The sequence below is a fragment of the Pantoea sp. FN0305 genome (genome assembly GCF_050113845.1).
Taxonomy (GTDB): Bacteria; Pseudomonadota; Gammaproteobacteria; order Enterobacterales; family Enterobacteriaceae; genus Mixta; species Mixta alhagi.
Genome location: NZ_JBNJSN010000008.1, coordinates 170,398 through 183,481, shown reverse-complemented (window position 1 = coordinate 183,481; position 13,084 = coordinate 170,398). Strand labels below are relative to the sequence as shown.

General features: G+C 53.1%; 12 protein-coding genes. 8 read left to right on the top strand and 4 right to left on the bottom strand.

Annotated features, from left to right (window positions below):
• Positions 1-74 precede the first annotated feature (74 nt).
• The 6 genes from ACQE3Y_RS16525 to ACQE3Y_RS16500 all read left to right on the top strand — a co-directional run bounded on the left by ACQE3Y_RS16525 (position 75) and on the right by ACQE3Y_RS16500 (position 5,967).
• Positions 75-1,223 carry an iron-containing alcohol dehydrogenase gene (locus ACQE3Y_RS16525; RefSeq protein ID WP_426974498.1) on the top strand — a complete coding sequence of 383 codons (1,149 nt, stop codon included), beginning with the start codon at positions 75-77 and terminating at the stop codon, positions 1,221-1,223.
• A 14-nt stretch (positions 1,224-1,237) separates the two neighbouring features.
• Positions 1,238-2,122: a dihydrodipicolinate synthase family protein gene (locus ACQE3Y_RS16520; RefSeq protein WP_426982105.1), complete on the top strand. Its 885-nt coding sequence runs from the start codon at positions 1,238-1,240 to the stop codon at positions 2,120-2,122.
• An 80-nt stretch (positions 2,123-2,202) separates the two neighbouring features.
• Positions 2,203-3,612 carry a sodium:solute symporter family protein gene (locus ACQE3Y_RS16515; protein WP_426982104.1) on the top strand — a complete coding sequence of 470 codons (1,410 nt, stop codon included), beginning with the start codon at positions 2,203-2,205 and terminating at the stop codon, positions 3,610-3,612.
• A 70-nt stretch (positions 3,613-3,682) separates the two neighbouring features.
• Entirely contained in the window at positions 3,683-4,789 is a 1,107-nt protein-coding gene (locus ACQE3Y_RS16510) for a sialidase family protein (RefSeq protein WP_426982134.1), read from the top strand.
• Positions 4,790-4,813: 24 nt separating this feature from the next.
• Positions 4,814-5,290 (top strand): YhcH/YjgK/YiaL family protein, encoded by a 477-nt coding sequence (locus tag ACQE3Y_RS16505; protein WP_426982103.1) that lies wholly within the window; start codon positions 4,814-4,816, stop codon positions 5,288-5,290.
• The gene (locus ACQE3Y_RS16500; protein WP_426974494.1) at positions 5,287-5,967 is read left to right on the top strand and encodes an SDR family NAD(P)-dependent oxidoreductase; all 681 of its coding nucleotides are present in this window, start codon (positions 5,287-5,289) and stop codon (positions 5,965-5,967) included. Before ACQE3Y_RS16505 ends, ACQE3Y_RS16500 begins: the two co-directional genes overlap by 4 nt.
• Before the next feature lie 31 nt (positions 5,968-5,998).
• Here the strand turns inward: ACQE3Y_RS16500 and yacL are convergent, their stop codons facing one another.
• The 4 genes from yacL to ACQE3Y_RS16480 all read right to left on the bottom strand — a co-directional run bounded on the left by yacL (position 5,999) and on the right by ACQE3Y_RS16480 (position 10,701).
• On the bottom strand, positions 5,999-6,361 hold the full coding sequence (gene yacL / locus ACQE3Y_RS16495; protein ID WP_250651849.1) for a protein YacL: 363 nt from the start codon (positions 6,359-6,361) through the stop codon (positions 5,999-6,001).
• 211 nt (positions 6,362-6,572) lie between these two features.
• Positions 6,573-9,170: a bifunctional aconitate hydratase 2/2-methylisocitrate dehydratase gene (gene acnB, locus ACQE3Y_RS16490; protein WP_426982102.1), complete on the bottom strand. Its 2,598-nt coding sequence runs from the start codon at positions 9,168-9,170 to the stop codon at positions 6,573-6,575.
• 362 nt (positions 9,171-9,532) lie between these two features.
• On the bottom strand, positions 9,533-10,036 hold the full coding sequence (locus ACQE3Y_RS16485; RefSeq protein ID WP_426974492.1) for a phenolic acid decarboxylase: 504 nt from the start codon (positions 10,034-10,036) through the stop codon (positions 9,533-9,535).
• 344 nt (positions 10,037-10,380) lie between these two features.
• Entirely contained in the window at positions 10,381-10,701 is a 321-nt protein-coding gene (locus tag ACQE3Y_RS16480) for a type II toxin-antitoxin system RelE/ParE family toxin (RefSeq protein ID WP_426982133.1), read from the bottom strand.
• A 330-nt stretch (positions 10,702-11,031) separates the two neighbouring features.
• Between ACQE3Y_RS16480 and umuD the strand changes: the two genes are divergently transcribed.
• Both umuD and umuC read left to right on the top strand, forming a co-directional pair.
• Positions 11,032-11,466, top strand: coding sequence for a translesion error-prone DNA polymerase V autoproteolytic subunit (gene umuD, locus ACQE3Y_RS16475; RefSeq protein WP_426974491.1), 435 nt, complete (start codon positions 11,032-11,034; stop codon positions 11,464-11,466).
• Positions 11,454-12,719 carry a translesion error-prone DNA polymerase V subunit UmuC gene (gene umuC / locus ACQE3Y_RS16470; protein WP_426982101.1) on the top strand — a complete coding sequence of 422 codons (1,266 nt, stop codon included), beginning with the start codon at positions 11,454-11,456 and terminating at the stop codon, positions 12,717-12,719. Before umuD ends, umuC begins: the two co-directional genes overlap by 13 nt.
• The last annotated feature ends 365 nt before the right edge of the window (positions 12,720-13,084 follow it).

Genomic DNA, 13,084 nt, shown 5'->3' with positions numbered 1-13,084 from the left:
AAATTGACCGACAACAATCGTTTTTGAACAAACTAAATCATCGTTCAGCTTTATGGGGAGAAAAGGCAGACCTTATGAACATCAATAGCACCCTTATCAGTGGCTTTCAGGCGCTAAATGACATCAGCTATCTGCCAGAAATCCGACGCAGCCTGCTGCTGGTCACTGATAAAAATATCATCGCCATTCCAGCCGTTGCCGCGATGATTGAAAAGCTGCGTTATCAGGCAGAATCGCTGACTATTCTGGATAGTGTACCGCCAGAACCCAGCCAGCATGACGTTGCAGCACAGCTGAAAAGCCTGGAAGGTTGTAAAGTTGAGACGGTAATTGGCATTGGTGGTGGCAGCGTGCTGGATGTCGCTAAGCTGTTATCGGTTCTGTGCTTGTCGGGCGCGCCTACGCTTGATCAGCTGCTGGCGGGTGAGAAACCCACGGCACGCCTGCCTTCTCTGTTAATCCCAACCACGGCCGGAACCGGCTCGGAAGCGACGCCTAATGCAATTCTGGCAATCCCGGAACAGGAGACCAAGGTCGGCATTATTTCGCCGGTGATGCTGCCTGATTATGTGGCGCTGGCACCGGAACTGACCACCAGCATGCCGCCGCATATCGCCTCTTCTACCGGTATCGATGCGCTTTGCCACCTGATCGAATGCTTTACTGCCACCGTCGCCAATCCAGTTAGCGATAACTATGCGCTGATTGGCCTGAAGAAACTGTTTGCCAGCCTGGAAACCAGCGTGGCCGAACCGCACAACCTGCAGGCGCGTCTGGATATGCTATGGGCCTCTTATTACGGCGGCGCGGCTATCGCTCATGCCGGCACCCATCTGGTTCACGCGCTTTCCTATCCCCTGGGCGGTAAATATCACCTGCCGCACGGCGTTGCTAACGCCATTCTGCTTGCACCCTGTATGCGCGCTGTCCGTCCGGCGGCGGTGACTAAATTTGCTCAGGCGTATGACCTGTTGCCCAACGCCGATCGCTCCCTGAACGATGAAGAAAAATCCCATGCGCTGGTGGACTATTTTGCCGCGCTGGTGCGCCGTCTGAAGCTTCCCGCCAGCCTTGATGAACTGGGAATCAATGCCGACCAGCTGCCACAGCTGGTGGAGTCGGCGCTGGACGTGCAGCGTTTGATTAAAAATGTGCCCACGCCGGTCAGCGCCAGTATGGTGCGAAATATCTATCTGACGCTGTTCCCGGCCCAATCAGCCTGAATAACGAGGTAACAATGAAACAGAAAATTGAAGGCGTGCTGACTGCGATTGTAACCACCTTTGATGCCGAAGGTGCGTTTAAACCAGCGGCACAGCGTGAGCAGGTGCAACGTCAGTTGCAGGCAGGCAACGGCATCTTTTGTGGCGGCACCAACGGCGAATTTTTTGTACTGAATGAACAGGAAAAGCTGGCGGTTATCGAAACCTGCGTTGATGAGACAGCTGGTCGGGCGCCGGTTGTGGCACATATCGGGGAGATCTCCACACGGGAAACGATTCGCCTGGGGAAACAGGTGGCGCAGCTTGGCGTTGACGCCGTGTCGGTCATTACGCCCTGGTTTGTACCACTCAAACAGCAGGAGCTGATCTGGCACTACCGTACGGTAGCAGACGCGCTGGAAGCGCCGCTGTTTTTGTACAACATTCCGGCGCGCACCGGCAATACGCTGCTGCCGGAAACGGTGCGCATTCTGGCCGCGCATCCCAATATTATCGGCATTAAAGACAGCGCTGGCAGTTATGAGAGCCTGAAAGGTTTCCTTGAGACAGCACAGGGGCAGGAAAATTTTTCCGTCCTGAACGGCCCCGATTCGCTGATCCATCGTGGCTTTGTTGAAGGTTGCACCGCCTGTATCTCCGGCCTCGCCAATGTTGCGCCGCGGGAAATCAACGCCATCTGGCGCACTTTTCAGGCAGGCGATCTCGCCGCGTCACAACGGGCGCAGGAAAACGTTACCGGCCTGCGCACCGATTTATACAACGTTGCCTTTTCACCCGCTGCAGTGAAAAAAGCGCTGGCGCTTATGGGCCATGACGTCGGTGAAAGTCGCTATGCCGTGCAGTTCAGCGTGGCAGAAGAACAGCAGATTCGTCAGATCGTGAATCAATACCTGCAATAACTAAAACAACCTATCCACATGATTACGTGAAAAAAGGGACTACCCGGTCCCGGGGCTCATTACGTCTGAGAGAGGCCATAATGAAAGAATTTACCGCTATGGATACGCTGATCATTATCGGGATCGTGGTCGCGTATATTTTATTTACAACCTGGATGACCTGGCGGCTGCGGAGTAAAAGCAGCGGGGACTTTATGGAAGGATCGCGCGCGATGCCGGCATTTATCGTTGGCGTCATGCTGATGTCGGAATACATTGGCGCGAAGTCCACTATTGGCACCGCACAGGCTGCCTTTGAAAACGGCTTCGCCGCGTCATGGTCGGTCATTGGCGCGGCGATAGGTTTTCCGCTGTTCGGTCTGCTGCTGGTAAAACGGATCTATAACACCGGCAAAATTACCATTTCCGGCGCGATCGCGGAAAAGTACGGCACCTCCACGAAAAATATCATCTCCATCATTATGATTTATGCCCTGCTACTGGTGAATGTGGGTAACTACGTCAGCGGCGCAGCGGCTATTTCAACCGTACTCAAAGTTAACCTGCCGATAGCCGCCTTTATTACCGCCATTGTCAGCACCTTCTATTTCGCCTTTGGCGGAATGAAAGGCATGGCCTGGGTTACATTGCTGCACAGCGGCATAAAGTATTTTGGCATTTTGGTAATTCTGGGCGTAGCGCTGCATATGAGCGGCGGTATTACGCCAATGGTGCAGCAAATGCCGGACTTTTACTGGACCTGGGATGGCCACATCGGTGCCAGTACGATTGTGGCCTGGTTGATCGGCACGATTGGCTCTATTTTCTGCACTCAGTTTGTTATCCAGGCGATCTCTTCCACCAAAGATGCCGCCTCGGCTAAGCGCGCAACCTGGATTGCGCTCCTGTTCTGCCTGCCGATTGCTATCGCCATTGCGATTATCGGCGTCGCAGCGAAATTTCTGCATCCCAACATCAACAGCCTGTACGCCCTGCCCGTGTTTTTACAGGATATGAATCCCTGGCTGGCTGGCCTGGTAACAACATCACTGGTTGCCTCGATTTTCGTTAGCGTCAGCACTGTAGCGCTGGCTATCGCCTCGCTGATTGTCAAAGACTTCTATGTGCCGATGCGCAATCCTACGCCGGAGCGCGAGTTTAAAATGACGCGCTGGCTGTCACTGGCGATTGGCTTTCTGCCGCTGATATTTGTGCTGTTCGTGCCGGAGGTGCTTAAGCTCTCGTTCTTTACCCGCGCCATTCGCCTGTCGATCTCGGTTGTGGCAATGATGGCCTTCTACCTGCCCTTCTTTAAAAGCACGCGCGGCGCGAATGCCGGGCTGATCGGCGCCTGCGTAATGACTTCCGTCTGGTATCTGCTGGGCGATCCGTTCGGCATCAACAACATGTATATCGCCCTGATTACCCCGGCGGTGATTATGGTGCTGGATCATCTGATCCCGCAAAAACGTCCGGTAACTAAAACCAATATGCAAAAGAGTGGAGCCTGAAATGACGCAAGCAACCCTTAACCTGCCGACAAAAAGCATAACCGAAATCGTGGACGGCGATCCGGGGCGTATGACGGCAATGTTGCCGTCGCCCTGTCCACAAAACCATGCAGCCAATTTACTGCCGCTGCCGAATGGCGATCTGCTTTGCGTCTGGTTTGGCGGAACGCAGGAAGGCATCGCTGATATTTCCATTTACTGCTCGCGACTGAATCACGGCAGCCGTCAATGGTCGACGCCGCAGCGGCTCTCGGAAGACACCAACCGCTCGGAGCAAAACCCGGTGCTGTTTCTGGCCCCGGATAAGGTGCTGTGGCTGCTGTGGACCGCGCAGAAGTCGGGTAATCAGGATACGGCGATAGTGCGTTATCGCCAGTCACACGATATGGGCAATAGCTGGGGCGAGATTAACACCTTGCTGGATAAGCCTGGCACCTTTATACGCCAGCCAATGGTCGTGATGCCTAACGGCGACTGGCTGCTGCCGGTGTTCTACTGTCAGACCGAGCCGGGTGAAAAATGGGTGGGCAACAACGATATCAGCGCGGTGAAAATCTCACGCGATAACGGCCAGAGCTGGCAGGATGTGCCGGTGCCTGACAGTACCGGCTGCGTGCATATGAATATCACACTGCTGAAGGATGGTTCGCTGCTGGCGCTCTTCCGCAGCCGCTGGGCGGATTTTATCTGGCAGAGTCGCTCTTACGACGGTGGCCAAAGCTGGAGTGCGCCGCAGCCAACGGAATTGCCTAATAATAATTCCTCTATTCAGGTGACAACGCTGGCAAACGGCGATTTAGCGCTGGTGTTTAACAAGATGAGCGCCGCAGGCGCCAGCGAGCGGCGCGCCTCACTTTATGATGAGATTGAAGATGATGAAGACGATATTGCCGCCCAGCCCATAATGCCTGCAGGCCGTAGCGCATTCTGGGGCGCGCCGCGTGCGCCGATGACGCTGGCGATCTCCAAAGACGGCGGCAGAAGCTGGCCGTGGCAGCGTAATCTGGAGGAAGGCGACGGCTACTGCATGACCAATAATTCGCAACAGAAGCTGAACCGGGAGCTTTCTTACCCCAGCATTAAACAGGGACCGGACGGCCTGCTGCATATTGCCTATACCTGGCATCGTCAGGCGATTAAATATGTGTGCGTGGATGAAAGCTGGGTCACGTGTTAACCGCTGTGGGATAAGGAGGAAAGGATGATTGCAGGCAATTTGCAGGCGCTGCCGCTGGCGACGCTGCCCGACACGCTTTACGCGCTGTTGGCGCGCCCGGAATGCGCTTTAACGGCGCTGCAGGCGATGCCCGACGGCCGCTGGCAGCCGGAGGGCGCTGGCTGGTTTTGCACTATCAGCGACAGCGAAACCGCCCCACTCGGGCAGCGGCATACCGAGTACCACCGACAATGGCTGGATATTCAGGTCCTGTTGGCAGGCGAAGAGATTATTCGTTATGACGTGGCGGACGCCCGCCAGATAGTGGCAGAGGAGCGTAAGCCCGATCTGTTTATTGTGAAACATGCGCAGCTGCGTCAGCAGCTTTATTTGCAGCCGGGTGATTTCGCTATCTTTGCGCCTGGCGAAGCGCATCAGGCGCTGTGCGCGGTTGATAAACCTGCGCGGGTACGCAAAGCGGTATTCAAGGTTTCTCCTGAACTGCTGCGAGGAAAACCATGAGCCGTCACGCGTTGGTAACCGGTGCCAGCTCTGGCATTGGGCGCGCTATTGTTGAACGGCTACTGCAGGAGGGCTGGCAGGTCAGTGGGCTGAGCCGTTCAGCAAAAGGCAGTGAGCATCCGGCTCTTCGCTCGATCGCCGTCGATCTGTGCGATCGCACGGCACTGGCGAACGTGTTGAGCGAACTGCCGCCGGTCGATGCCTTTATCCACGCCGCTGGCATGATGCAGGCGGCAGAGCTGGGCGCGCTGAACGAGGAGATCAGCCAGCGGCTGTGGTATTTGCATGTGCTGGTGGCAGAAAGCATAGCGAATGCGCTGGTGGATATTTTGCCCGCTGACGGACGCATTATTCTGATCGGCAGCCGTACCTCACGCGGCGCGGCGGGCCGCAGTCAGTACGTCAGCACCAAAGCGGCGATGACAGGGATGGTGCGCAGCTGGGCGGCTGAGCTGGCCCCACGCGGCATTACCGCGAATGTGGTAGCGCCTGGCGCAACGGCTACGCCGATGCTGAGTCAGCCCGGACGCGCCAGTTCGCCGCCAAAGCTGCCACCGATCGGGCGTTATATTCAACCTGATGAGGTTGCCGCGCTGGTCAGCTTTTTGCTCTCTCCCGCCGCTGCGGCGATTACCGGACAGGAACTGGTGATCTGCGGCGGCGCATCGCTCAGTTAATCAGCGGGGCAGTCGCCGCTGCCCCGCCATCTCAACGCCCCTGCATAAAGGCGCGATAGGCCGCAATCACCGCCAAAAAATCTTCAATGCCGCAAAACGAGAGACTTTCCTCATCGTAATAGCTCATGCCCTCTTCCAGCTCATCGGTATCAAAGGCGAGCTGGTTGGCGCGGATCATTACCTCTTCGCCATTCAGCGAAAGCTGATACTCATGACCCTGATGCAACCACTCTCTTTCGCTGCCTTTGACCTGCGCTGCCGCTGCTTCTACTTCATCAAGCAGCGCCATATTGCCTTTTACTTCTTCATTGAACCAGTGCCCGACCGCCTCATGGCCCATGCTCATGCGCACTTTGACCTGATTGGTGACGTCGCGTAAAAATTCATATTCCATCTTGCTGCCCTTAGCGCATGCTGCTGCGCTTCAATTCACTCGGTTGCGTGCATTATCGCAGCCTGACGTGTGAAAAGCAGCGCCTGACACGGCGCTTTAGCGAGAAAAGCGAGCGGTAAAAGAGGGATAACATACCGGAGAGTGACGCTAACTTTTTACAGGCGTAAAAAAGGGCGGAAAATTCCGCCCTTTTGTCATGCTGTTATGTCTCTCAGACCGCCGTCTGGAAAATCACATCTTTCGCTTTGTCCGTGTACTGATTCAACTGGTCAAAGTTCAGATAGCGATAGGTATCCACCGCAGTTTTATCAACCTGAGCCATAAACTGTTGATACTCGTCTGGCGTTGGCAAACGGCCCAGCAGCGAAGAAACGGCAGCCAGCTCGGCAGAAGCCAGATAGACGTTCGCGCCGGTACCCAGACGGTTCGGGAAGTTACGCGTTGAGGTAGATACCACCGTTGCGCCATCGGCTACACGCGCCTGGTTACCCATGCAGAGCGAGCAACCCGGGATCTCAATACGCGCGCCGCTCTTACCGAACACGCTGTAGTAGCCCTCTTCGGTTAGCTGCGCCGCATCCATTTTGGTCGGCGGTGCGACCCACAGGCGGGTCGGCAACTGGCCTTTATGGCTATCCAGCAGCTTACCTGCCGCGCGGAAGTGGCCGATGTTGGTCATACAGGATCCGATAAAGACCTCGTCGATCTTCTCGTTCTGCACTTCAGACAGCAAACGCGCATCGTCCGGATCGTTCGGCGCACACAGAATCGGCTCCTGAATTTCCGCCAGATCGATTTCGATAACCGCTGCGTACTCCGCATCAGCATCGGCTTCCATCAGTTGCGGATCGGCCAGCCATTTCTCCATGCCCTGAATACGACGCTCCAGCGTACGACGATCGCCGTAGCCTTCCGCAATCATCCATTTCAGCAGAACGATATTGGAGTTCAGATACTCAATGATCGGCTCTTTATCCAGCTTGATGGTACAACCGGCAGCAGAACGCTCAGCGGACGCATCAGACAACTCAAACGCCTGCTCTACTTTCAGATCCGGCAGACCTTCAATTTCCAGAATGCGGCCAGAGAAGATGTTCTTCTTGCCTTTCTTCTCAACGGTCAGCAGACCCTGCTTAATGGCGTACAGCGGGATCGCGTGCACCAGATCGCGCAGGGTGATGCCCGGCTGCATTTTGCCTTTAAAGCGCACCAGCACCGATTCCGGCATATCCAGCGGCATAACGCCGGTTGCGGCAGCGAAGGCCACCAGGCCGGAGCCCGCCGGGAAAGAGATGCCGATCGGGAAGCGGGTATGCGAGTCACCGCCGGTGCCCACGGTATCCGGCAGCAGCATACGGTTCAGCCAGCTGTGGATAATGCCGTCGCCCGGACGCAGCGACACGCCGCCACGGTTCATAATAAAGTCTGGCAGCGTATGGTGTGTCTGCACGTCAACCGGCTTCGGATAGGCGGCGGTATGACAGAAAGATTGCATCACCAGATCGGCGGAGAAGCCGAGGCAGGCGAGATCTTTCAGCTCATCACGCGTCATCGGCCCGGTGGTATCCTGAGAACCCACTGAGGTCATCTTCGGTTCGCAGTACTGACCCGGACGAATGCCGTCCACGCCACAGGCGCGACCCACCATTTTCTGCGCCAGTGAGAAGCCGCGCGTGCTCTGCGCCACATCTTTCGCCTGGCGGAACACATCGCTGTGCGGCAGACCAAGCGACTCACGCGCTTTGGTGGTCAGGCCGCGACCGATGATCAGCGGAATACGGCCACCTGCGCGAACTTCATCCAGCAGCACGTCGGTTTTCAGCGCGAACTCAGCCAGCAGCTCGTTGGTTTCGTGGTGACGCACTTCACCCTTGTAGGGGTAAATGTCGATCACGTCGCCCATATTCAGGTTATTAACGTCCACTTCGATCGGCAGCGCGCCGGCATCTTCCATGGTGTTAAAGAAAATCGGTGCGATTTTACCGCCCAGGACAACGCCGCCGCCTTTTTTGTTCGGCACGTAAGGGATGTCGTCGCCCATAAACCACAGCACCGAGTTGGTAGCGGATTTACGGGAAGAACCGGTACCGACTACATCACCGACATAGGCCAGCGGAAAGCCTTTCGCCTGCAGCGCTTCAATCTGCTTGATCGGACCTACGTTGCCCGGTTCGTCCGGCTCGATGCCTTCGCGGGCGTTTTTCAGCATTGCCAGCGCGTGCAACGGAATATCAGGACGTGACCATGCATCCGGCGCCGGAGAGAGATCGTCGGTATTGGTTTCGCCAGTTACTTTGAATACGGTGACGGTAATTTTTTCAGCCAGCGCCGGACGGTTCAGATACCACTCGGCGTTTGCCCATGACTGCATAACCTGCTGAGCATGCGCATTACCCGCTTTGGCTTTCTCTTCCACATCGTAGAAGTTATCGAACATCAGCAGCGTATTGGCGAGCGCTTTTGCCGCGATGGGCGCCAGCTTCTCATTATCCAGCGCGTCAATCAGCGGATGAATGTTATAGCCGCCCTGCATGGTACCCAGCAGTTCGATCGCTTTTTCAGGTGTTACCAGAGGAGAAGTCGTTTCGCCTTTGGCGATAGCAGCCAGGAAACCGGCTTTGACATAGGCCGCTTCATCAACACCCGGCGGCACGCGATTAATTAACAGATCGGACAGGAATTCTTCTTCACCCGCAGGAGGGTTCTTCAGCAGTTCAACCAGCGCGGCCATTTGGGATGCATCTAAAGGTTTAGCAACAATTCCCTGGGCAGCACGCTCGGCAACGTGCTTACGGTATTCATCTAGCACGACGTTCTCCTCGCTCTCATTGTATATGGCTTTCCGGCCACCTTTTTTCACGGCGATCTGTAGGATGCTTATGTAGGGTAAGGTGTCCGGTTTCGCGTCGGCCAGCATAGCAGGATTTGCTGCACTTGTTAATGCGTTTACAAAAAAGCAACATCTTTTGTCAAAGCTGTTTTCCAGACAGCGCGCCAGTCGTAGCGCTTTATTCATCTTTTTAACGATAAAAATAATTTATGGCTGAGCCGGTTTTGTTAAGGGAATAAACAGCATTGTTGTTGAGAACATAACGTTGAGGCACAAAGGAACAGGCCACACCCGTAACGAGTGTGGCCTGTTTGATGTGCTGCAAAAAGCGAAAGCAGTACTTAGCGTAGATTATCGGGAAAATTGGCGGGCAGTTCGCTGGCCGGGCAGTTAATGACGGTATCGTCATTTTCACCCACGTCACGGACAAGGGTCAGCGTGGCGAACTCATCGATAACTTCAGTGGGATAAGCCGGGCCGGCCTCGCGATAGCTGGCCATTTCGTCCAGATGTTCGTTCTGGAAACAGACGGTTTTTTCCGGGTTGTTCATTACCCAGCGAGGGAAGAAAATGGTGCCATGAAACACCTTATCGGCGAGGTTCACGCTCAGGCTGACATCAGTGCCGGTAGGCTCTGTCCAGGAGATTTTGTAAACATCGCTGGCAAGACGCGCCAGGTAAACGTGCTGATCTTTAACCCAGCGGTTGCCCACCAGGCCGCTGTGAATACGATAATCTATTGTCTCATTGTTTTTGATATAGATTTCATAATTCCAGCCGTTGTCATAGGTGTAAACAAGATGTTTGCCAACAAAACCACTTAGATCATGTTTATCAAAGCTCATATATTTTACTCCTTTTGGTTAACAGGTAAATTATAGCTCACCTCAGCCCTTCTCCCCGGATAAATAAAATATATTTTGTTTTATATCAAAAAGATTAATGAGTGGACACAATAGAGAAACGGATGCTTGATATTTATTGCGGAATCAGGCGACTCCCATTAAATTTTTATGAATAAATGAAGAGGGAGTACAATTGGAGATATACATTTAAAATAAAGTTTAACCTTATGTGGCATTTAATAAAAACAGACAAGATGAGACATTAATTTATATAAATAAATATTTCAAATAGTTTACACCGTTAAATCATAGAATACTCAGCTCGCATATTTCACGCGAGCATTTTATCTAATTAGAATAAAATACCCGATTTTTCCATGCGACTTTGCGTACCGCTCCAGCATTTTAAGGCCAGCCCCCAGCGGATTTTTCTCAAGATTATTCTTCTCTTGAGCGTAGCAATACAGCGTTCTCGCTATGTTTGTCCCGCCTACCCACAGTTTGAACAGGCCACTCCCAATTACGCGACTGTGCGGCATCTTTAGCTGGCCTTCTGCCTCAAGGCGTTCAATCAGCCGATACATCTGACCACGAAGACGGTCCGGCAGTTCTTCCAGTTCCTGAGCCGCAAGTTCTTGTGCTAATACCTTATGCCTCGCGGAGATACGCCCCGACTGACAGCGGCAAAGCCTTGTCGGAACCACTCCGACAGCGCACAAGGCGTCAGAATCGCTTTTAGCGGGTTTGGCTTAACAGGGGGGCAAGGGATAACCTATCAAACCTGAACCGGCTACGCCGGGCTACCGGTGCCCTTTACCTGCGCGTACTATTCGGCATGCGCTAACGCGCATCAAAAGCCCCTCACCAAACGCCTTACATGAATCAGATATAATCCTGAACGCCCCCTTTTAATCGACCAGTACCGGCTATAGATGTTGTTGATTTCCAGAAGACTCGAATATACTGGATAAAAAAACAGTATAAAGGTGTTCCCAATGATCCTGACCCCAGTATTCCCCTGTTTGCCTGAAGGCACAGCAGTTGCTCCTTTTTTCGCAGAAACTATCCCTGCAGGACATCCCAGCCCGGCCAGCGGTTATGAAGCTAACGAATTAAATTTACACGACTTATGTGTTAAACACCCAAGCGCCACTTATTTTCTACGGGTATCGGGTAACTCAATGCAAGACGGCAGGATCCATGACGGGGATATCTTGATTGTCGATCGCGCAGAGCAACCTGGTCACGGTAGTATCGTCATCGCCAGCATAGATAATGAATTTACGGTAAAACAGCTGTTACTAAGACCTCGCCCCTGTCTCATGCCCCTTAATCCTTCCTACAGTCCGATATATTTCGAGCCAGATAGTCTGCAGTTGTGGGGAGTTGTTACCTATTCTTTGCAAAAGCATTCAAGATGTTTGCGCTAATTGATGTTAATTCGATGTACTGCAGCTGCGAAGAGGCCTTCAACCCTTCTCTGATCGGCAGGCCTGTAGTAGTTCTCAGTAATAACGACGGCGCGATCGTAGCCCGAAACCGAGCGGCTAAAGCGTTGGGCCTGAAAATGGCTGAGCCCTATTTTAAGGTACGTCCTTTACTGGAACATCATAATGTCGCTGTTTTTTCAAGCAACTATACCCTTTATGCATCGATGTCAGCACGCTTTGCTACGGTCGTAGAGTCACTGGCGCCACGAACGGAGATTTACAGTATTGATGAGCTCTGGTGTGATCTGAAGGGAATGGAAAATGTCATGAGCCCTGATGCATTCGGGCGGCAGCTACGGCACGAAGTATGGCGCCATACGACGCTGACCTGTGGAGTTGGGATAGCTGCAACGAAAACACTCGCAAAGCTATGCAATCACGCGGCAAAGACCTGGACTGCTACGGGTGGCGTAGTGGCGCTAAGTGACCGTCACCGGCTGGAAAAGCTGATGAGCCTTCTGCCGGTCAGTGAGGTTTGGGGCGTTGGGCGTCGCACTGAAAAAGCGCTCAATGCTATAGGAATCAGGACTGCGCTCGATCTCTGCCGCATGGATATACGCCTGGCGCGTCGGCAGTTTTCAGTTGTGCTTGAGCGTACTATCCGGGAACTGCGAGGCGAACCATGCCTCGCGCTGGAAGAGCATGCAGCACCTAAGCAGCAAATCGTTGTGTCACGTTCCTTCAGTGAGTGTATTACCCAACTCCAGGATATGCAGTTAGCTGTCACCGGATACGCTGTCCGGGCTGCAGAAAAGCTTCGTCAGGAAAAGCAATTTGTCAGAGCCGTGAGCGTTTTTATCCGTACCAGTCCTTATTCCACTCAGGACATGCAGTACAGCAACCAGTCAACCGAACTGCTTGCCATCCCTTCACAGGATACCCGTGATATTGTCGATGCGGCACAGCGCGCTCTGAAGCGGATATGGCGCAATGGCATTCGTTATGTGAAGGCAGGTGTGATGCTTGCCGATTTGCATGGCCGTGAGGTTCAGCTTGATTTGTTTGATCCTGGATCGATACGTCAGAACAGCGATGCACTGATGTTGACGATCGACAGAATAAACCGGGAAGGAAAGAGTCATATTTTTTTCGCCGGTGAAGGGATTAACCCCGGCTTCGCTATGTGCCGGCAGTTACTTTCGCCTGCATATACAACGAACTGGTCAGAGTTACCTACTGCGGTGATCCGGTAAGCAAACCTGCGCTGGGTGAAATTAATTTATGCAAAGATCGTAATAAAGCCTCCCACATCTCATGTCGGGAGCCTGAAACTGGCTCAAATGAGCTAAACTTATACATTCCGCGAATTTATCTTCCATCGTTCCATCATATAATTTCACCGTTTACTAAATAATGACAATTTGATTTTATTATATTGAAAAAATAACGGCTTATGAGGTTACTTTTGGCATCAAAATCATCGCTTAATAATTGTTATTCAATTGTTCAACTCAACAACGAACCGGACCCTAACTCTCAAAGAAAACAAATTACACATATAATAATAATTTAAAATTATATTTTTAAATGCCTTTACATATTGCGTTAATTCCTTTTC